The organism is Kitasatospora sp. NPDC127035 (assembly GCF_042726075.1).
Taxonomy (GTDB): Bacteria; Actinomycetota; Actinomycetes; order Streptomycetales; family Streptomycetaceae; genus Kitasatospora.
The window spans coordinates 6,151-27,739 of sequence record NZ_JBHXDN010000054.1 but is presented as its reverse complement, the minus strand read 5'-3'; the positions used below and the strand labels follow the sequence as shown (position 1 = coordinate 27,739).

Annotated in this window: 14 protein-coding genes; all 14 read left to right on the top strand. The window is 69.3% G+C overall.

Translation table 11 applies throughout. The features are described from left to right. Positions 1-102: 102 nt before the first annotated feature. Positions 103-2,784, top strand: a complete 2,682-nt coding sequence (locus tag ACFWIC_RS29495) for a SpoIIE family protein phosphatase (RefSeq protein WP_380356733.1) — start codon at positions 103-105, stop codon at positions 2,782-2,784. 174 nt (positions 2,785-2,958) lie between these two features. After that, positions 2,959-4,725 (top strand): ABC transporter family substrate-binding protein, encoded by a 1,767-nt coding sequence (locus ACFWIC_RS29490; protein ID WP_380356696.1) that lies wholly within the window; start codon positions 2,959-2,961, stop codon positions 4,723-4,725. Positions 4,726-5,244: 519 nt separating this feature from the next. Then, positions 5,245-7,149, top strand: a complete 1,905-nt coding sequence (typA, locus tag ACFWIC_RS29485) for a translational GTPase TypA (protein ID WP_329876233.1) — start codon at positions 5,245-5,247, stop codon at positions 7,147-7,149. 442 nt (positions 7,150-7,591) lie between these two features. Further along, on the top strand, positions 7,592-9,226 hold the full coding sequence (locus ACFWIC_RS29480) for an ABC transporter substrate-binding protein (RefSeq protein ID WP_329876235.1): 1,635 nt from the start codon (positions 7,592-7,594) through the stop codon (positions 9,224-9,226). Positions 9,227-9,316: 90 nt separating this feature from the next. Beyond that, positions 9,317-10,261, top strand: a complete 945-nt coding sequence (locus tag ACFWIC_RS29475; protein ID WP_329876237.1) for an ABC transporter permease — start codon at positions 9,317-9,319, stop codon at positions 10,259-10,261. Next, a complete protein-coding gene (locus tag ACFWIC_RS29470; RefSeq protein WP_329876239.1) occupies positions 10,254-11,195 on the top strand; it encodes an ABC transporter permease in 942 nt (313 codons plus the stop codon). The genes ACFWIC_RS29475 and ACFWIC_RS29470 overlap by 8 nt, the downstream gene beginning before the upstream one ends. Positions 11,196-11,214: 19 nt before the next feature. After that, the gene (locus ACFWIC_RS29465) at positions 11,215-12,264 is read left to right on the top strand and encodes an ABC transporter ATP-binding protein (protein ID WP_329876241.1); all 1,050 of its coding nucleotides are present in this window, start codon (positions 11,215-11,217) and stop codon (positions 12,262-12,264) included. Next, the gene (locus tag ACFWIC_RS29460; protein WP_380520421.1) at positions 12,257-13,273 is read left to right on the top strand and encodes an ABC transporter ATP-binding protein; all 1,017 of its coding nucleotides are present in this window, start codon (positions 12,257-12,259) and stop codon (positions 13,271-13,273) included. Before ACFWIC_RS29465 ends, ACFWIC_RS29460 begins: the two co-directional genes overlap by 8 nt. Before the next feature lie 173 nt (positions 13,274-13,446). Continuing rightward, positions 13,447-15,069: an ABC transporter substrate-binding protein gene (locus ACFWIC_RS29455; RefSeq protein ID WP_329874634.1), complete on the top strand. Its 1,623-nt coding sequence runs from the start codon at positions 13,447-13,449 to the stop codon at positions 15,067-15,069. A gap of 84 nt (positions 15,070-15,153) precedes the next feature. Then, a complete protein-coding gene (locus ACFWIC_RS29450) occupies positions 15,154-16,080 on the top strand; it encodes an ABC transporter permease (protein WP_329874632.1) in 927 nt (308 codons plus the stop codon). A gap of 76 nt (positions 16,081-16,156) precedes the next feature. Then, positions 16,157-17,071, top strand: a complete 915-nt coding sequence (locus ACFWIC_RS29445) for an ABC transporter permease (protein ID WP_329874638.1) — start codon at positions 16,157-16,159, stop codon at positions 17,069-17,071. Between the two features lie 15 nt (positions 17,072-17,086). Next, positions 17,087-18,139 carry an ABC transporter ATP-binding protein gene (locus ACFWIC_RS29440; RefSeq protein ID WP_329949328.1) on the top strand — a complete coding sequence of 351 codons (1,053 nt, stop codon included), beginning with the start codon at positions 17,087-17,089 and terminating at the stop codon, positions 18,137-18,139. A gap of 85 nt (positions 18,140-18,224) precedes the next feature. Next, positions 18,225-19,358: an ABC transporter ATP-binding protein gene (locus ACFWIC_RS29435; protein ID WP_380356729.1), complete on the top strand. Its 1,134-nt coding sequence runs from the start codon at positions 18,225-18,227 to the stop codon at positions 19,356-19,358. Between the two features lie 432 nt (positions 19,359-19,790). Continuing rightward, positions 19,791-21,437 (top strand): ABC transporter substrate-binding protein, encoded by a 1,647-nt coding sequence (locus ACFWIC_RS29430; protein WP_329874627.1) that lies wholly within the window; start codon positions 19,791-19,793, stop codon positions 21,435-21,437. Positions 21,438-21,589 lie beyond the last annotated feature (152 nt).

The window sequence follows — 21,589 nt, the reverse complement described above, 5'->3', positions numbered from 1 at the left end:
GGGGGCGCGAGCGTGGCATTGTGGTTGCGCGGGCGGTAGGACAAAAACCTTCGCCCGATCTGATGTTGTGATGTTGAGGGCGTGTGAACGTACCCCTCGATGATGAATACTCGGTCTTCTCGACATCCGGACGGTCGCGGGTTTGGAGGGGTCGGTCCGTTGAACAGCACCCCGGCGCGTAACGCGCCGAGCAGCAGCGGTCATGCCGCTGTACCCGGGCAGGCCGGTGCCCAACACGTGTCCGCGCCCGCCGTGCCCCGCTCGGTCGCGCGCGCGGCGGCCCCGACCGTCGGTCCCGCCGCCCACCGGGTGGCCGAGGCACACCGCTGGGGCGCCGGGGACCCGGGATCGATCTACGACTACATCCGGGTCGCCACCTTCGCGATCGGCCCCGACGGCCGGATCAGCCAGTGGAGCGAGCGCGCCGCCGAGTTCTTCGGGGTCCCCGCCTCCGAGGCGGTCGGCGCCGACCCGGTCACCACCTTCGTCCCGCGCGAGCTCTGGCAGCGCGGCCGGGCCCGGCTCGAACGGACCCTGGCCGGCGAGGAGTGGGTCGGCACCACCCCGTACCGCGACGCCAACGGCGGCGAGGGCCTCGCCGAGCTCTACCTGATGCCCGACAGCGCGCTGCCCACCGCCGGCGCCACCTGTCTCGCCGTCGACCTCGGCCGGCTCCGCCGGATCGAGACCGACCTCGCCGCCTCCGAGGCGGTTTTCGGCCAGACTCCGACCGGGTTCATCCTCTTCGACGACCGGCTCCGGCTCCAGCGGGTCAACGACGCCTTCGCCTCCGGGATGGGCCTCGCCCCCACCGACCTGGAGGGGCTCACCCCGCACGACCTCTTCCCCGGCTCCGAGGCCGACCGGCTCACCGCCGCCCTGCGCAAGGTCCTCGCCAGCGGCGAGCCCGTCTTCGACCTGCGCTTCCACTCCACCGTCCCGACCCGCGAGGGCAACCGGCTCTGGGCCGTCTCGCTCTACCGCCTCAACGGCGCGGCCGGCCAGCCGACCGGCGTCGCCGGACAGGTCTCCGACGTCACCAGCCGGCACGTCGCCGAGCGCGAGGCCGACGGCGTCCGCCGCAACCTCGCCCTGCTCAACGAGGCCAGCGCCCACATCGGCTCCACCCTCGACCTGGAGACCACCGCCAAGGAGCTGCTGGACGTCGTCGTCCCGCCGTTCTGCGACCTCGCCACCGTGGACCTCTACACCGCGCTGCTCTCCGGCGAGACCGTCCCCAGCGCCGGCCGGTACGGCGACGGCGTGCTCACCGACGGCAGCGGCGAACTGCGCCGGGTCGCCGTCTCCAGCGTGGTCGGCGGCGCCTCCTCGGTGCTCGGCTCGGTCACCGGCCTGCCCATCGCGGAGGCCGGCGGCACCCTCTGCTACCCGCGCCGCTCCCCGCACGCCCGGGCCCTGCGCACCGGCCGCAGCGTCGTCCCCGAGCCCGGGCCCGACCCGCTGCTCCGCTCCACCCTGATCGTCCCGCTGGTCGCCCGCGACCAGGTGCTCGGCCTCGTCCAGCTCTCCCGCGCGATCGGCAGCGAGCCGTTCGACGCCCGCGACGTCGCCATCGCCGAGGAACTGGTCGCCCGGGCCGCGGTCTGCATCGACAACGCGCGGCTCTACCGCCGCGAGCACGAGCGCGCGCTGATCCTCCAGCGCAGCCTGCTGCCCCCGGGCAACCCGGCCGCCAGTGGCCTGGAGATCGCCTGCCGCTACCTGCCCAGCAACAACAACACCGAGGTCGGCGGCGACTGGTTCGACGTCATCCCGCTGCCCGGCAACCGCACCGCGCTGGTCATCGGCGACGTGATGGGCCGCGGCCTGCGGGCCGCCGTCGCGATGGGGCAGCTGCGCACCGCCGTCCGCACCCTGGCCATGCTCGACCTCGACCCCGCCGAGGTGCTCACCGCCCTCGACGAGATCGCCCGCGGCCTCGGCGACGACACCGCGCCGGCCGTCGTGCCCGCCCCGTACGGGCGACTCACCTCGACCGCCGACGAGGAGGCCCGCGAGGTCTACCTGGCGACCTGCGTCTACGCGGTGTACGACGCCGTCACCCGGCGCTGCACCTTCGCCAACGCCGGCCACCTGCCGCCCGTCCTGCTCGGCCCCGGCGAACCGGCCCGGATGCTGGACGTCCCGCCCGGCCTGCCGCTCGGCGTCGGCGGCGAGCCCTTCGAGGAGGTCGAGCTGACCCTCCCGGACGGCGCCGTGCTCGGCCTCTACACCGACGGCCTGGTGGAGAGCCGCAAGCACCAGCTCGACGAGGGGCTCCGCGCCTTCCGCGTCGCGCTCTCCGCCGAGGGCAAGGGCCTGGAGGACCTCTGCGACCACGTCCTCGGCGAGCTCAACCCGCACCACGGGGAGGACGACATCGCCCTGCTCATGGCCAGGGTGCACGCCTTCCCCGAGGACGCCGTCGGCAACTGGTTCCTGCCGCCCGAGCCGACCTCCGTCGCCAAGGCCCGCGAACTCGCCTGCAGCTGGTTGCTGGCCCGCGGCCTCGACGAGCTGGTCGACACCACCGAGCTGCTGGTCAGCGAGCTGGTCACCAACGCCCTGCGGCACGGCCGGGGCGAGATCAGGCTCCGTCTGCTGCGCGACCGGACCATGGTGTGCGAGGTCTGGGACGACGGCTACGCCCAGCCCAGGCAGCGGCGCGCCCAGGAGACCGACGAGGGCGGGCGGGGGCTCCAGCTGGTCAGCCTGCTCGCCGAACGCTGGGGCAGCCGGCGGACGCCCAAGGGCAAGATCGTCTGGTTCGAGCTCGGGCTGTAGACGGGCCCGGGCCGCGGGCCCACCGGGGCCGCCGCCCCCGCGCGCCGCCCCCGCGCGCCGCCCCCGCGCGACGTCGCGGCACGGGCGGCGGAGGCTCGGCCGACCGGGTGCAGTCCCCGGGCAGCCGCCGTGTCGGCGCGGCCCGGCCCGGAGCGGCGGCGTTCCATGGCCGCCATGCGCGCCCGCCTCCCCGCCGCAGCCGCCGCGCTGCTGCTCGCCCTCGCCGCCTCGGCCGGCTGCTCCGGCGGCCCGTTCCCGGCCGGCACCGCCCCGACGCCCGTCCCCGCACCGCCCGCGCCGGCCACCGTGACCGGGGACGTCCTCCCCGTCGACCGCTCCACCGTGCGGGACGGCGGCACCCTGCGCTGGGCGGTGGACGCCGTCCCCGCCACCCTGAACGTCTACCAGCCGGCCGCCACCGCCGACTCCGCGCTGCTCGCGCACGCCCTCTACCCCGCGCTGTTCCGGCCCGGTGCGCGCGGCGGCTGGGAGGCCGACCCCGACTACCTGGCCGCCGCCGAGTCCACGCCGCCCGGGCAGCTGCCGCAGGTGGTGACCTACCGCCTCAACCCGCGGGCGGTCTGGAGCGACGGCACCCCGCTCTCCGCCGCCGACTTCATCGCCCAGCGGGCCGCGCTCTCCGGCCTCGACCCGGCCTACACCTCCGCCCGCCCCGCCGGCTACGGCACGATCGACTCGATCGTCCAGGGCGCCGGCCCGCAGGAGGTCAAGGTCACCTTCCGGCAGCCCTGCGCGCAGTGGCGCGCCCTGTTCGGCCCGCTCTACCCGGCCGCCGAGACCGCCACCGCCGCCGCCTTCGGCCGCCCGCTGCCCGGTGGCACCGCCCACCCGACCGCCGGGCCGTTCCTGGTCTCCGGGTACGACCCGGCCGGCGGACGGGCCGCCCTCGTCCGCAACCCGTACTGGTGGGGCGCGCCGGCCAAGGCCGACCGGATCGACTTCCTCGCCGTCCCGGCCGAACAACGCGCCGACGCGCTCGAACAGAACCGGGTGGACATCGCCCCGTTGACGGCCGCCGTCGACCACGCGGCCGGCGGGGCAGGCGCCCCGGCCGGGGGCGGGGCCGCCCAGGCGCTCCACCGGGCGGAGACCCTGCCCGGCGTCACCCTGCACCGCGCCGCCGGCGCCGCCCTCACCCAGCTCACCCTCAACGCGGCCCGCGACCTCCTCACCGACCCGGTCCTGCGGCGTGCGGTCGCCCGTGCGGTCGACCGCCGGCACACCGCCGACGCCGCACTCACCCCGCTCGGGCTGCCGGCCGCCCCGCACGGCCACCACCTGCTCACCGGCGACCAGGACGGCTACCGCGACAACGCCGACGCGCTCGGCGCCACCGACGCCGGGCGGATGCTGGACACGGCCGGGTGGAAGCGCCCCGCCGCCGGCGCCACCCGGGCCCGGAACGGCCGCGAGCTCGCCCTCACCCTCCTGGCCCCGGCCGGCTCCGCCACCGCCCGGCGCACCGCGGACGCGGTGGTGGCGGACCTCGGCGCGGCCGGGATCGCGGTCCGGGTGACGGAAGCGCCGGCGGACACCTTCGTCCGCGACCACCTGGCCGCCGGGGACTACGACCTCGCCCTCTTCTCCTGGCCGGCCGGGCCGGACCCGGCCGGCGAGCAGCAGCCCGTCTACGCCAAGCCCCGGCCGGGCCCCGACGGAGCCCTCCGGGCCGGCACCAACTTCGCCCGCGCGGGCACCGAGGAGATCGACCGCCTCTTCGAGCGTGCCGGCGCCGAACCGGACCCCGCCGCCCGCCAGGCCCTCCTCCAGGAGGCGGACGTCCGGATCTGGCAGCTGGGCCACTCGGTGCCGCTGTTCCAGCGCCCCGAGCTGACGGCCGTCCGGACGGGGCTCGCGGGTGCGGGGGTCTGGGGCTTCGGCCGGCCGCGCTTCCAGGACGTGGGGTGGTCGGCCGGCTAGGTCGCGGTCAGGGCCTCCGTCAGGGCCTCCGTCAGGCCCTCTCTCCCGGGTCTCGTGCGTCCGGCAGGAGCCATGAGACAGGGGCCGGGTCCCGGCGGGCAGGGCGGGTGGACGCGGTCACCCGATCGCCGTGCGACCGGACCGGACCGGTCCGTGGACCGTCGCCGGGCGCGGCGGAAGGGACTGCCGGAGGGACTGCCGGAGGGACCGCCGGAGGGACCGCCGGAGGGGTCGGTGGAGGGGTCGGTGGACGGGTCGGCGGACGGGTCCGGAACGTGCCGCCGGACGTCCACAGGGTGAAGAGCCGGTGTCCGAGTTGTGATCTTGATCCCGCCCGACCTGCTCGTTTCGGCCGAGCTGGGCGGTTCCCCGTACCATAGGAGGAAGCCGTGGCATGTCCTGCCCGGCGGGTGGACCGGTAGTAGCAGGCGGAACGGGCGGCGGCGACCAACAGTGGTCGCAAGTGCGCGTCACGCAGCCGGGCGCCGAAACCCACGATTCCGGGAGAATCTGCTAGGCATGCCCACGCGCAACGACATCCGTAACGTCGCCATCGTCGCCCACGTCGACCACGGCAAGACCACCCTGGTCGACGCCATGCTCAAGCAGGCCGGCGCCTTCGCTGCCCACCAGCAGTTGGACGACCGCATGATGGACTCCAACGACCTGGAGCGCGAGAAGGGCATCACCATTCTCGCGAAGAACACCGCGGTCAAGTACCACCCGAAGGATGGTGGCGCTCCGATCACCATCAACATCATCGACACCCCGGGCCACGCCGACTTCGGTGGCGAGGTCGAGCGAGGTCTCTCGATGGTGGACGCGGTCGTCCTCCTGGTCGACGCCTCCGAGGGTCCGCTCCCGCAGACCCGCTTCGTGCTCCGCAAGGCGCTCACCGCGCGGCTCCCCGTCATCCTCTGCATCAACAAGACGGACCGCCCGGACGCCCGGATCGACGAGGTCATCAACGAGACCTACGACCTGTTCCTGGACCTGGACGCCGACGAGGACCAGATCGAGTTCCCGATCGTCTACGCCTGTGCGCGTGACGGCGTGGCCTCGCTGACCAAGCCGGACAACGGGACCGTCCCCGCGGACAGCGACAGCCTGGAGCCGTTCTTCTCCACCATCCTGGAGCACGTCCCGGCTCCGACGTTCGAGGAGGACGCGCCGCTCCAGGCCCACGTCACCAACCTCGACGCGGACAACTTCCTCGGCCGTATCGCCCTGCTCCGCGTCGAGCAGGGTGAGCTGCGCAAGGGCCAGACCGTGGCCTGGATCAAGCGCGACGGCACCATTTCGAGCGTCCGCATCTCCGAGCTGCTGATGACCGAGGCGCTCACCCGCAAGCCGGCCGAGGTGGCCGGCCCGGGCGACATCTGTGCCGTCGCCGGCATCTCCGACATCATGATCGGCGAGACCCTCGCCGACCCGGAGAACCCGATCGCGCTGCCGCTGATCACGGTGGACGAGCCGGCCATCTCGATGACCATCGGCACCAACACCTCGCCGCTGGTCGGCCGTGGCGGCAGCGGCAAGGGCGCGGACGCCAAGTCCAGCGGCCGGGTCGACCGCAAGGTCACCGCCCGCCAGGTCAAGGACCGCCTGGACCGCGAGCTGATCGGTAACGTCTCGCTGCGCGTCCTGGAGACCGAGCGCCCGGACGCCTGGGAGGTGCAGGGCCGTGGTGAGCTGGCGCTGGCCATCCTGATCGAGACCATGCGTCGCGAGGGCTTCGAGCTGACCGTCGGCAAGCCGCAGGTGGTCACCAAGCAGGTCAACGGCAAGACGCACGAGCCGGTCGAGCGTCTCACCGTGGACGTCCCCGAGGAGCACATGGGTGCCGTCACCCAGCTCATGGGCATCCGCAAGGGCCGGATGGACAACATGTCCAACCACGGTTCGGGCTGGGTCCGGATGGAGTTCGTGGTGCCGTCCCGCGGCCTGATCGGCTTCCGGACCGAGTTCCTCACCAACACCCGCGGCACCGGTATCGCGCACTCGATCCACGAGGGCCACGAGCCGTGGTTCGGCACCCTGACGACCCGCAACAACGGTTCGCTGGTCGCCGACCGGGCCGGTGTGGTGACCGCCTTCGCGATGACCAACCTGCAGGAGCGCGGCGTGCTCTTCTGCGACCCGGGCACCGAGGTGTACGAGGGCATGATCGTCGGCGAGAACTCGCGCGCCGACGACATGGACGTCAACATCACCAAGGAGAAGAAGCTCACCAACATGCGGTCGTCGAACGCCGATGTTGCCGAGTCGATCGTCCCGCCGCGGAAGCTCTCCCTGGAGCAGTCGCTGGAGTTCTGCCGCGAGGACGAGTGCATCGAGGTGACCCCGGAGACTGTTCGCATCCGTAAGGTCGTGCTGGACCAGAAGGACCGTGGTCGTACCGCCTCGCGCGCCAAGAAGGTCTGATCACCGCCTTCTGAGGCCTTCCGGCCGTGCTTTGGCCGGAAACCGTCGCCCCCCTTTCCGATGGAGAGGGGGGCGAACTTTTTCAACTACTCCATGCTGTCGACGCGCGTATAAACGGAATAGCGCTTACCACGGCAAGGTGTCCGCTGAGCGAACGTGACAGTCCGTCATTCATGACGACTGTCCGTTTAATGCCTGTCTGAGTATGTCTCATATGTCCGATTTTCGAAACTTACCGACCGTTCATGTGACCTAATTGAGATCGGTAGTGGTCACTTTCGTGTCCGTGCGTGACACATAGTGGGTGCAGTCAGGCTCGGGTCAAGGGTTAACGCGCAGGGGTGCGCGCCGAAACCACGAGCGCGGACGGCACAGCGGATCCGGTCCCGACCAACCGCGGTGCTCTCCTCGTTGGAAAGTCGAATTCAGGAGGCATCCCCCCATGCGTGGTGCAACCCAGACCAAGTGGCTCGTCGCGGCGACCGCGATCGCCCTTGCGGCGACCGCTTGCAGCACCAGCTCGAAGAGCAGCGACAAGGCTGCCTCGGGCGGCGGCACGATCGCCGTTCAGCTCGGTGAGCCGCAGCACGGCCTGATTCCGCAGAACACCGCGGAGTCCGAGGGTGCCGAGGTCCTGAACGCCCTCTTCGCCGGCCTGGTCGAGTACGACAACAAGACCAACGAGCCGAAGCTGCGCGTCGCGGAGTCGATCGAGTCCCCCGACAGCAAGGTCTGGACGATCAAGCTGAAGGACGGCTACACCTTCCACAACGGTGAGAAGGTCACCGCGCAGTCCTTCGTGGACGCCTGGAACTGGGGCGCCAACCAGGACAACGCGGCCGAGGGCCTCCCGTTCTTCGCCAAGATCGACGGCTCCGCCGACCTGGCCCCGGGCAAGGACAAGAAGCCGGCCACCGACAAGCTCAAGGGCCTGACGGTCGTCGACGACAAGACCTTCACGGTCTCCCTGACCGCGCCGTTCTCCCAGTTCAAGACCATGCTGGGCTACAACGCGTTCTACCCGCTGCCGAAGGCCTTCTTCGCTGACAAGAAGACCTTCGAAGAGGCCCCCATCGGCAACGGCCCGTTCCAGATGGACGGCAAGTGGGAGCACAACCAGCAGATCAAGGTCAAGCGCTTCGAGGGCTTCCCGGCCGCTGACGGCAAGGCGAAGCTCCAGGGCGTCACCTTCAAGATCTACGACAAGCTGGAGACGGCGTACAACGACCTGCGCGCCGACAACATCCAGGCCACCGACAAGCTCCCGATCTCGGCCATGGGCACGGTCAAGGGCGAGTTCGGCGACCGCTACATCTACAAGCCGGAGTCCGGCGTCGGCTACATCGGCTTCCCGATCGCCACCAACCCGGAGACCTACGGCAAGCCGGAGATCCGCAAGGCGATCTCGATGGCGATCGACCGCGAGGCGATCACCAAGACGATCTTCTCGGGCACCCGCGTCCCGGCCGACGACTTCGTCAACCCGCTGATCCCGGGCTACCGCAAGGGCGCCATGGGCGACGCGGCGAAGTACGACCCGGCCAAGGCCAAGGAGATCTTCACCGCGGCCAACGGTGTCCCGAACAACACCCTGGAGCTCGGCTACAACGCCGACGGTGGCCACAAGGAGTGGATCGAGGCCGTCGCCAACCAGCTGAAGAAGAACCTGGGCGTCGAGGTCACCCTCAAGCCGTTCGAGAAGTTCGGCAAGATCCTGGACGCGCTGGGCGACAAGCAGTACTCCGGCGGCTTCCGCATGGCGTGGTCGATGGACTACCCGTCGATCGAGAACTACCTCCGTCCGATCTTCTCCAAGGTCGCGATCGACAACGGCTCGAACTACGGCGGCTACGTCAACGAGAAGTTCGAGGCGCTGCTGGACCAGGCCGACCAGGCGAAGAGCCCGGAGGAGGGTCAGAAGCTGTACCAGCAGGCTGACGACATCCTGGTCCAGGACCTGCCGTACATCCCGGTGTACACCTACATGTCCTCCGCCGCGTACAGCAAGAAGATCAAGAACTTCGACACCGACGCCCAGGGTCGCATGAACCTGGACGAGGTCGAGCTCGCCGGCTGATCCGGTTAATCAGACGAACGGGGGCGGGCGGACCGGACTACAGTCCGGGTCCTCCCGCCTCCCTTCCTTGTCCGAAAGTATGGAGGTCTGATGGGCCGCTATGTCATCCGCCGACTTATACAGGCAATCCCTGTCCTGATCGGTGCGACGTTCCTGATCTACTGGCTGTGCTTCAGCCTGCCCGGTGACCCGGTGCAGGCGCTGGCCGGCGAGAAGAAGGCCGACCCGCTCGTGGCGGAGATGATCCGCCAGAAGTACCACCTGAACGACCCGTTCCTGCTCCAGTACTGGAACTACATCTCCGGCGTGTTCCAGGGCAACCTGGGTGAGAGCCTGACCGGTCGTTCGGTGAGCGACATGATCAGCGAGGCGTTCCCCTTCACCGTCAACCTCGCCATCGTGGCCTTCGTCATCGAGGCGATCATCGGTGTGCTGGCGGGCGTCATGGCGGCCCTGCGCAAGGGCAAGTTCCTGGACCAACTGGTCCTGATCAGCACGCTGTTCGTGATTTCGATCCCGGTCTTCGTCACCGGTTTCGTGCTCCAGCTCGTGCTCGGCGTCAAGCTCAAGAACGACTACGGTCTCGAGATCTTCTCCGTCTCCTTCAACGAGGAGGACGGTCTGCGGGCGTACCTGCTGCCGGCCTTCGTGCTGGCGTCGACCTCGCTCGCGTACGTGGCCCGACTGACCCGCACCAGCCTCATGGAGACCATGCGCGCCGACTACGTGCGCACCGCGGTCGCCAAGGGTCTGAAGCGGCGTCGGGTGATCGGCCGGCACGCCCTGCGCAACGCGCTCATCCCGATCGTCACCTTCCTCGGTGCCGACCTCGGTGGTCTGATGGGCGGCGCGGTCATCACGGAGAAGATCTTCAACATCCACGGCATCGGCGGTCTGCTCGCCCAGGCCGTGTACCAGAAGCAGGGCACGATCATCGTCGGCGTCGTCACGCTGCTGGTGATGATCTACCTCGTCACCACCCTGCTCGTGGACCTGCTGTACGCCGTGCTCGACCCGAGGATCCGCTATGAGTGAGACCATCACCAAGGGCGCCGAGGCCCCCTCCGAGGACAACTCCCCGAAGTCCTCCCCGGAGAAGAAGCAGAAGCCGGAGCGCGTCGCCAGTCTCTGGTCGGACGCGATGAGCGACCTGCGCCGCAACCCGGTCTTCATCATCGGCGCCGTGCTGGTGTCGTTCCTGCTCCTGCTGGCCGTCGTGCCGCAGTGGTTCACGGACGGCAGCCCGTTCGACTCGGGGGCCTGCGACCTGGCCGACTCGCTGAAGCGTCCGAGCGGCGACCACTGGTTCGGCTTCGACGTCCAGGGCTGCGACATCTACACCCGCACGGTGTGGGGCGCGCGCAACTCGATCATCGTCGGCGTCCTGACCACCACCATGGTCACCCTGGTGGGCGCCCTCCTCGGCCTGCTGGCCGGGTGGAAGGGCGGGATCGTCGACAGCATCCTCTCGCGCTTCACCGAGATCTTCTTCTCGATCCCGCTGCTGCTCGGCGGCATGCTGATCATGTCGATGCTCGGCAAGGGCAACGCCTGGACGGTCTCGGTCGTGATGACCGTGCTCGGCTGGCCGCAGATCTTCCGCATCATGCGTGCCTCGGTGCTGTCGAACAAGAACAACGACTACGTGATGGCGGCCCGTGCCCTCGGCGCCGGCTCCGGCCGGATCACCTTCCGGCACATCGTGCCGAACGCCATCGCGCCGGTCATCGTCGTCTCCGCGATCAGCCTGGGTGTCTACATCGGCGCCGAGGCGGCCCTGTCCTACCTGGGCATCGGCGTCCAGCCGCCGGAGATCTCCTGGGGCCTGATGATCAGCGACGCGTCGGTCCGCTTCCTCGACGCGCCCCACGTGCTGCTCTTCCCGTCCGCGGTACTGAGCGTCACCGTCCTGGCCTTCATCATGCTCGGCGACGCGGTCCGCGACGCCCTCGACCCGAAGCTCCGCTGAGAGAAGAGGTGACGACCCGATGACCACCGTGATCGAGAAGAACCAGAAGACCGGCCGCCTGGAGGTTGGCACCCCGCTGCTGGAGGTCAAGGACCTCCACGTGGAGTTCCACACCCGGGACGGCGTCGCCAAGGCCGTGAACGGCGTCAACTACTCCGTGGCCGCCGGTGAGACCCTGGCGGTGCTCGGCGAGTCCGGCTCCGGCAAGTCCGTGACCGCCCAGACCATCATGGGCATCCTCGACATGCCGCCCGGCAAGATCAGCCAGGGCCAGATCCTCTTCCGCGGGCAGGACATGCTCGCCATGAAGGAGGAGGACCGCCGGCAGATCCGCGGCCAGAAGATCGCGATGATCTTCCAGGACGCGCTCTCCTCGCTGAACCCCGTGATGACCGTCGGCGCCCAGCTCGGCGAGATGTTCCGGGTGCACCGCGGCTCCTCCAAGAAGGAGGCCCGGGAGAAGGCCATCGAGCTGATGGAGCGGGTGCGCATCCCCGCCGCCCGGCAGCGCGTCGGCGACTACCCGCACCAGTTCTCCGGCGGTATGCGCCAGCGCATCATGATCGCCATGGCGCTCTCCATGGAGCCCGACCTGATCATCGCGGACGAGCCCACCACCGCCCTGGACGTCACCGTCCAGGCCCAGGTGATGGACCTGCTCGCGGAGCTCCAGGCCGAGTACAACATGGGCCTGATCCTGATCACCCACGACCTCGGCGTGGTCGCCGACGTCGCGGACAAGATCGCCGTGATGTACGCGGGCCGGATCGTCGAGACGGCGCCGGTGCACGAGCTGTACGCCAACCCGGCGCACCCGTACACCAAGGGCCTGCTCCGCTCCATCCCGCGCCTGGACCAGAAGGGCCAGGAGCTGTACGCGATCAAGGGCCTGCCCCCGAACCTGCTCAAGGTCCCGGCCGGCTGCGCGTTCAACCCCCGCTGTGACGTCGCCACCGACCTGTGCCGCTCGGAGATCCCGAAGCTGCACCAGGTGACCGACAAGGACGGCAAGGAGCTCACCGGCCGCCGCAGCGCGTGCCACCTCTGGAAGGAGACCCTCCATGGCTGAGCCCATCCTGGAGGTCAAGGACCTGGTCAAGCACTACCCGCTGACCCAGGGCATCCTCTTCAAGAAGCAGGTCGGCGCGGTCAAGGCCGTCGACGGCGTCTCCTTCGAGCTGGCGAGGGGCGAGACCCTCGGCATCGTCGGCGAGTCCGGCTGTGGCAAGTCCACGCTGGCCAAGGTGCTGATGAACCTGGAGCGGGCCACCTCCGGTCAGGTGCTGTTCAAGGGCGAGGACATCTCCAAGCTGTCCGGCGCGGGCCTCAAGGCCGTCCGCCGGAACATCCAGATGGTGTTCCAGGACCCGTACACCTCGCTGAACCCGCGCATGACGGTCGGCGACATCATCGGTGAGCCCTACGAGATCCACCCCGAGGTGGCCCCGAAGGGCGACCGCCGCAAGGCCGTCCAGGACCTGCTGGACGTGGTGGGCCTGAACCCGGAGTACATCAACCGGTACCCGCACCAGTTCTCCGGCGGCCAGCGCCAGCGCATCGGCATCGCCCGCGGCCTCGCGCTCAAGCCCGAGATCATCATCTGCGACGAGCCGGTCTCCGCCCTGGACGTCTCCGTCCAGGCGCAGGTGATCAACCTGCTGGAGCAGCTCCAGAGCGAGTTCGAGCTCTCGTACATGTTCATCGCGCACGACCTCTCGATCGTCCGGCACATCTCCGACCGCGTCGGCGTGATGTACCTGGGCAAGATGGTCGAGATCGGCTCGGACGAGGAGATCTACGAGAACGCCACGCACCCGTACACCCAGGCGCTGCTCTCCGCGGTGCCGGTGCCGGACCCGACGGCGCGCGAGTCCCGCGACCGGATCATCCTGACCGGTGACATCCCCTCGCCGGCCAACCCGCCGTCGGGCTGCCGGTTCCGCACCCGCTGCTGGAAGGCCGAGGAGCGCTGCTCCACCGAGGTCCCGCTGCTGGCGGTCCCCGAGGTGCTGACCGGTGCGGCCAAGCACCAGTCGGCGTGCCACTTCGCCGAGGTCCGGGAGCCGGCTGCGGCCTGATCCCGCTTCACTCCGCCCGGAAGGGCCCGCAGCCCCGTGCTGCGGGCCCTTCCGGCGTTCCGTCAACTCCTCCGGCCCCCGGTGCACCCGTCCGGGGGTACCCGACTCGCGCCGCCGCACGGGCGCGCTTCTCATGGGGTGTGATGCGTCACACACCTTGAGGAGGGACCTCCATGCCCGCAGCCACCCGTGCTCGATGGGTCCTCGCCGCAGCGACATCCGTGGCCCTGGTGGCCAGCGGGTGCAGCAGCGGCGGCGGCAGCAGCAGCGGTTCGTCGGACAGCACCAAGACCTTCAGCTACCAGAGCAGTGAACCGCAGAACCCGTTGCAGCCGGCGAACGCCAACGAGACGGGTGGTGGGCGCATCCTGCAGAACCTGTTCAAGGGCCTGGTCGACTACGACCCCACCAACGCGAAGATCCGGATGCAGGTCGCCGACACCATCGAGACGAGCGACTCCCAGACCTTCACCATCACCCTGAAGGACGGCTGGAAGTTCCACGACGGGACCCCGGTCCACGCCAAGAACTTCGTCGACGCGTGGAACTGGGCCGCGACCACCAGCAACAACCAGATCAACAGCTCCTGGTTCTCCGACATCGAGGGCTACCAGGACGTCCACCCGACGAGCGGCCAGCCCGCCACGAACAAGATGTCCGGGCTGACCGTCGTGGACGACCTGCACTTCACCGTGAAGCTCAACGGCAAGGTCTCCTACTTCGAGTACAAGCTCGGCTACATCGCCTTCTCCCCGCTGCCCGACGCCTTCTTCAACGACCCGGCCGGGTACGGCCAGAAGCCGGTCGGCAACGGCGCCTACCAGTTCGTCAGCTGGGACCACAACCAGCAGGTGGTCACCAAGGCGTTCCCGGACTACCAGGGCGTCGACAAACCGAAGAACGGCGGCATCGTCTTCAAGATGTACAGCACCGCGGAGGCCGCCTACGCGGACCTCCAGTCCAACAACCTGGACGTGATCGACCAGGTGCCCCCGTCGGCGCTGGCCACCTACAAGAGCGACCTCGGCGACCGGGCGATCGACGCGCCGCAGGGCGCCATCCAGAACATCGGCTTCACCCTGTACCAGCCGGACTGGGCCCCGCCGGAGAAGGCCAAGGTCCGCCAGGGCCTGTCGATGGCGATCGACCGCGAGACCATCACCAAGACGGTGCTGCAGGGCTCGCGCAAGGCGGCCACCGCCTGGGTCGCCGAGGGCGTCGAGGGCTACAAGGACGGCCAGTGCGGTGCCAACTGCACGTTCGACCCGGCCAAGGCGAAGCAGCTGATCGCCGAGGGCGGCGGCGTGCCCGGCAACAGGCTGACGATCACCTACAACGCGGACGGCGGCCACAAGGAGTGGGTCGACGCGGTCTGCAACTCGATCCGGCAGAGCACCGGCGTGGACTGCGTGGGCGACCCGAAGCCCGACTTCAAGACCGCCCGCGCGGCGATCACCGGCCACCAGATCAACGGTGCGTTCCGTACCGGCTGGGTGCAGGACTACCCGCTGAACGCCAACTTCCTCGCGGACGTCTACCGCACCGGCGCCGCCTCCAACGACTTCGGCTACAGCAGCCCGCAGTTCGACCAGCTGGCGAACCAGGCCGACCAGGCTCCCAGCGTGGCCGACACGGTGACCGGCTACCAGCAGGCCGAGGCCGTGCTGGCGGGCGACATGCCGGCGGTCCCGCTCTGGTACTACCGCACCAACTCGGGCTACTCCACCAAGGTGCAGAACGTCGAGTTCGACTCCTTCGGCAACCCCGCCTGGACCCAGGTCGAGGTCAAGGGCTGATCAGCCCCCCTGCGCCGGCCCCGCCCTCCCCGCACGGAGGGCGGGGCCCGGGCACTCGGTCAGATAGCTAGGAAGGAGGCTCGGATGGGCAGTTATGTGCTGCGTCGGGTACTGCAGATGATCCCGGTGTTCTTCGGCACCACGCTGCTGATCTTCCTGATGGTCTACACCCTGCCGGGCGACCCGGTCTCGGCGCTGTTCGGCGACAAGGCCGCCGACCCCGCCGTGGTGGCCAACCTCAAGCACAAGTACTACCTGGACCAGCCGCTCTGGAAGCAGTACCTGCACTACATGGGGAACCTCTTCCAGGGGGACTTCGGCACCAGTTTCACCGGCCGGCCGGTCACCGAGATCATGGCGGACGCCTTCCCGGTCACCATCCGGCTGGCCGTGATGGCCTTCCTCTTCGAGATGATCCTCGGCCTCTGCCTGGGCCTGGTCTCCGGTCTGAAGCGCGGCAGCCTCCAGGACACCCTGGTGCTGGTCCTCACCCTGCTGGTGATCTCGATCCCGGTCTTCGTGCTGGCCTACATCGCCCAGACGATCTTCGCGACCAATCTGGGCTGGGTCACCCCGACGGTGCAGGACTCGACGGACCTCTCCCAACTGATCCTGCCGGCGATCGTCCTGGGCTCGCTCTCACTGGCCTTCGTCGCGCGGCTCACCCGGACCTCGATCGGCGAGAACCTGCGGGCCGACTACCTCCGCACGGCGGTCGCCAAGGGCCTGCCCCGGCGCACCATCATCTCCCGTCACCTGCTGCGCAACTCGCTCATCCCGGTGGTCACCTTCCTCGGCACCGACCTGGGCGCGCTGATGGGCGGCGCGATCGTCACGGAGGGCATCTTCAACGTCCAGGGCATCGGCAACGTCCTGTACCGGGCGATCAACCAGAAGGAGGGACCCACCGTGGTCGGCATCGTGACCGTCCTGGTGATCGTCTACCTGGTCGCCTCCCTCATCGTCGACCTGCTCTACGCGGTCCTGGACCCGAGGATCCGCTATGCCTGACATCCACGACGAGAGCTCGTACGAACCGCACCCCAAGCCGGGGATGGACCACCTGGACTACGCCGGTGAGCAGGGCATGGCGGTCGAGCTGGAGACCCTGGTGGAGCCCGACCCGGTCAAGCGGGAGGAGGCCCGCAGCCTCTGGGGCGATGCCTGGCGGGACCTCCGGCGGCGGCCGATCTTCCTGATCTCGGCGGTGCTGATCCTGCTGCTGGTCGTGATGGCGATCTTCCCCTGGGCGTTCACCGACGCCGACCCGCGCAAGGCCGACCTGGTCAACGACTACCTCAAGCGGCCGGACTGGACGGACTTCTTCGGCGCCGGCTGGTTCGGCTACGACGGCCAGGGCCGGTCCATCTACGCCCGGGTGGTGTACGGCGCCCGGGCGTCGATCACCGTCGGCATCTGCGTGACCGCCGCGGTGACCGTGCTCGGCGGACTGGCCGGGATGGTGGCCGGCTACTTCGGCGGCGGCGTGGACGCGGTGATCTCCCGGATCATCGACATCTTCTTCGGCATCCCGCTGCTGCTCGGCGCGCTGGTCCTGCTGAACTCCTTCTCCCACCGCACGGTGTGGAGCGTGGTGATCGCGCTCGCCTTCCTCGGCTGGACGCAGATCGCGCGCGTCATGCGCGGTGCGGTGCTGACGGTCAAGCAGTCCGACTTCGTGGTGGCCGGCCGGGCGCTCGGCGCCGGCACCGGCCGGCTGATGCTCCGGCACATCCTGCCGAACGCGGTCGCCCCGGTGATCGTGGTGGCCACCATCGCCCTGGGCGGGTACATCGCCACCGAGGCGACGCTGAGCTTCCTCGGCATCGGCCTGCAGGATCCGACCATCTCCTGGGGCATCGACATCTCCTCCGCCCAGAAGGTGATCCGGACCGCCCCGTACGTGATGTTCTTCCCGGCCGCGGCACTCTCCGTCACCGTGCTGGCCTTCATCATGCTGGGCGACGCGGTGCGCGACGCCCTCGACCCGAAGCTTCGCTGAGCGAGGGGACGCATCGTGACCACAGCAGTCGATACCGGCAAATCCCAGCACGAGAAGCCCTACGAGGGGCCGCTGCTCGACGTCCGCGACCTGCACGTCGAGTTCGTCACCCGGGACGGGGTGGCCAAGGCGGTCAACGGGGTCAACTACAGCGTGCGGGCGGGGGAGACCCTGGCGGTGCTCGGCGAGTCCGGTTCGGGCAAGTCGGTGACCGCGCAGGCGATCATGGGCATCCTCGATATGCCGCCGGCCCGCATCCCCCGCGGCGAGATCCGGTTCCGCGGACAGGACATGCTCACCATGGGCAGGGAGGAACGGCGGAAGATCCGCGGGCAGAAGATCGCGATGATCTTCCAGGACGCGCTCTCCTCGCTGAACCCGGTGCTCACGGTGGGCTTCCAGCTCGGCGAGATGTTCCGCGCCCATCACGGCGCCTCGCGCAAGGAGGCCAAGGAGAAGGCCATCGAGCTGATGGACCGGGTGCGCATCCCCGCCGCCAGGGACCGGGTCGGCGACTACCCGCACCAGTTCTCGGGCGGCATGCGCCAGCGCATCATGATCGCCATGGCGCTGGCGCTGGAGCCCGACCTGATCATCGCGGACGAGCCCACCACGGCCCTGGACGTCACCGTCCAGGCGCAGGTGATGGACCTGCTCGCGGAGCTCCAGGCCGAGTACCACATGGGTCTGATCCTGATCACCCACGACCTCGGCGTGGTCGCCGACGTGGCCGACAAGATCGCCGTGATGTACGCGGGCCGGATCGTCGAGACGGCGCCGGTGCACGACCTGTACGCGCGCCCGGCCCACCCGTACACCAGGGGTCTGCTGGACTCGATCCCGCGCCTGGACCAGAAGGGCCAGGAGCTCTACGCGATCAAGGGCCTGCCGCCCAACCTCCTGCGGATCCCGCCGGGTTGCGCGTTCAACCCGCGCTGTCCGCGGGCGCAGGACATCTGCCGGCGGGAGGTGCCGGAGCTGTTCCCGGTCACCGAGGACGACGGCACCGAGCTGGCCGGGCGGGGCAGTGCCTGCTTCTTCTGGAAGGAGACCCTCCATGACCGCTGACGGGACGGGCGCCGGTGGGACGGGCGCCGGTGGGACGGGCGCCGGGGCGACGGGCTCCGGTGGGACGGGGGCCGGGGCGACGAGGGTGACCGGGGTGAGCGCTGCGCCCGTGGAGGCCGCCTTCGCCCAGAAGGTGGCGCGCGGCGAGCCGATCCTGGAGGTCCGCGACCTGGTCAAGCACTTCCCGCTGACCAGGGGGGTGCTGTTCAAGAAGCAGGTCGGCGCGGTGAAGGCGGTCGACGGGGTCTCCTTCGACCTGCGGCAGGGCGAGACACTGGGCATCGTCGGCGAGTCGGGCTGCGGCAAGTCCACGCTGGCCAAGGTGCTGATGAACCTGGAGCCCGCCACCGCGGGATCGGTCCGGTTCAAGGGCGAGGAGATCTCCCGGCTCTCCGGGGCCGGGCTGAAGGCGGTGCGGCGGAACATCCAGATGGTGTTCCAGGACCCGTACACCTCGCTGAACCCGCGCATGACGGTCGGCGACATCATCGGTGAGCCCTACGAGATCCACCCGGAGGTGGCTCCGAAGGGCGACCGCCGCAAGGCCGTCCAGGACCTGCTGGACGTGGTGGGCCTGAACCCGGAGTACATCAACCGGTACCCGCACCAGTTCTCCGGCGGCCAGCGCCAGCGCATCGGCATCGCCCGGGGGCTGGCGCTCAAGCCGGAGGTCATCATCTGCGACGAGCCGGTGTCCGCGCTGGACGTCTCGGTGCAGGCGCAGGTGATCAACCTGCTGGAGCAGCTCCAGAGCGAGTTCAACCTCTCGTACATGTTCATCGCGCACGACCTCTCGATCGTCCGGCACATCTCCGACCGGGTCGGCGTGATGTACCTCGGCAGGATGGTCGAGATCGGCAGCGACCGGGAGATCTACGACCACGCCACGCACCCGTACACCCAGGCGCTGCTCTCCGCGGTGCCGGTACCGGATCCGACGGCGCGCGAGTCGCGGGACCGGATCGTCCTCACCGGGGACGTGCCCTCGCCGGCGAACCCGCCGTCCGGCTGCCGGTTCCGCACCCGCTGCTGGAAGGCGCAGGAGAAGTGCGCACTGGAGACCCCGCTGCTGGCCGTCCCGGCCTGGCTGGACGGGCTCGCGGCGCACGACTCGGCGTGCCACTTCGCGGCCGAGCGCGGACCGGGGGAGTGGGCGCCGGCGGGGGAGTCCGGGAAGGGGCCCGGGGGAGAGCCCGGGGGCGGCCCGGAAACCGTTTGACACCGGGCGTACGCCCCACTCACAGAGCGCGTCCTCCGTTCGGAGGGCGCGCTCTCGCGTTGCGGCCCGCCGACCTGCGGGAATTCCCGTCCGAACGGTGTCCGGGGCACTCGGAAATGATCATTACGCTTCGTAATGCGCCGAATACCGGTGATATATGTTCGTTATTCGGAAAGTGGAATTGACGGCTCCGTGCGCGATATGGAGGAATTTGCCGAGTATTGTCACGGGTTGGTCTGAGCATGTAATTGAAAAGAGATGTGACGGCGATTCCACCGAAGGGGTCGGGTGATCGATAGTTGCTCTGCGCGTATCAGTGGTCACCTCGTCACCTGTGCGGATCGGCCCTGAGATGTCGACCTTCGCCATGCCCGGCACACCGACTGGCGAGGCGCCGTTCGTTCGTAAGCCCTTAAATCGAGGAGCAGTTGAATGAGGCTCACCAAGACGATGCGTTGGACCGCGCTCGCGGCCTGCACCGCGCTCGCGATCTCGGCCTGCAGCACCAGCAGCGACAAGAAGTCCTCGGACGGGGGCACCTCGGGGTCGGGCAAGAAGGGCGGCTCGATCAGCGTCGAGCTGGGTGAGCCGCAGCACGGTCTGGTGCCGCAGAACACCGCGGAGTCCGAGGGCTCCGAGGTGCTCAACGCGATCTTCGCCGGCCTGGTCGACTACGACATCAAGGACAACTCGCCGCGGCTGCGGGTCGCCGAGTCGATCGAGAGCCCGGACGCGACCGTCTGGACGATCAAGCTCAAGGACGGCTACACCTTCCACAACGGCGAGAAGGTCACCGCGCAGTCGTTCGTCGACGCCTGGAACTACGGCGCGAACCAGGCCAACGCGCAGGAGGCCATGCCGTTCTACGACAAGATCCTCGGCTCCGAGGAGCTGGCCCCGGGCAAGGACAAGACGCCCACCGCGGACAAGCTCAAGGGCCTGGCGGTCGTCGACGACAAGACCTTCACCGTCACCCTCAAGGTGCCGTTCTCGCAGTTCAAGACCATGCTCGGCTACAACGCCTTCTTCCCGCTCCCGAAGGCCTTCTTCACCGACACCAAGGCCTTCGAGGAGGCGCCGATCGGCAACGGCGCCTTCCAGATGGACGGCAAGTGGGAGCACAACAAGCAGATCAAGGTCAAGCGGTACGAGAACTTCCCGGCGTCGGACGGAAAGGCCAAGCTGGATTCCGTCACGTTCAAGGTTTACGACAAGCTGGAAACCGCGTACAACGACCTGCGCGCGAACAACATCCAGATCACCGACAAGCTGCCGATCTCGGCGATGGCGACCGTCGCCCAGGAGTTCGGCGACCGCTACATCTACAAGCCGGAATCCGGCGTCGGTTACCTCGGATTCCCGATCGCCACGAACCCGGCGTTCCAGAAGCCGGAGCTGCGCAAGGCGATCTCGATGGCGATCGACCGCGAGGCGATCACCAAGACGATTTTCTCGGGCACCCGCAAGCCGGCCGACGACTTCATCAGCCCGATCATCCCGGGCTACCGCGCGGGCGCGCTCGGCGACGCCGCCAAGTACGACCCGGCGAAGGCCAAGGAGCTCTTCACCCTGGCCGGCGGCCTGCCCGGCAACACGATCGAGATCGGGTACAACGCCGACGGCGGCCACAAGGAGTGGATCGAGGCGGTCGGCAACCAGCTGAAGAAGAACCTCGGTCTGGAGGTCACCTTCAAGCCGTTCGAGAAGTTCGGCGCCATCCTCACCGCGCTGGGCGACAAGAAGTACTCCGGGGCCTTCCGCATGGCCTGGTCGATGGACTACCCGTCGATCGAGAACTACCTGCGCCCGATCTTCTCCAAGGTCGCCATCGAGAACGGCTCCAACTACGGCGGCTACGTCAACGAGGAGTTCGAGGCCACGCTGGCCAAGGCCGACGCCGCCAAGGGCGAGGCCGAGGGCCTCAAGCTCTACCAGGCCGCCGACGACATCCTCATCAAGGACCTGCCGTACATCCCGGTGTACACCTACATGTCCTCCGCGGCCTACACGAAGACCGTCAAGAACGTGAACGTCAACGCCCAGGGGCAGATGGACCTGGCCAACGTCGAACTGGCCTGACGCCCCCCAGCTGACCGGTACGCCACGGCGGGGGGGGGGGGGGGCCCCCCCCCCCCCCCCCCCCGGGGGGGCCCCCCCCCCCCGGGGGCCCCCGCCCCGGCCGTGTTGGGGGCCCGGAAAAAACCGCCCAAAAAGTAATACAAAGCGGGGGC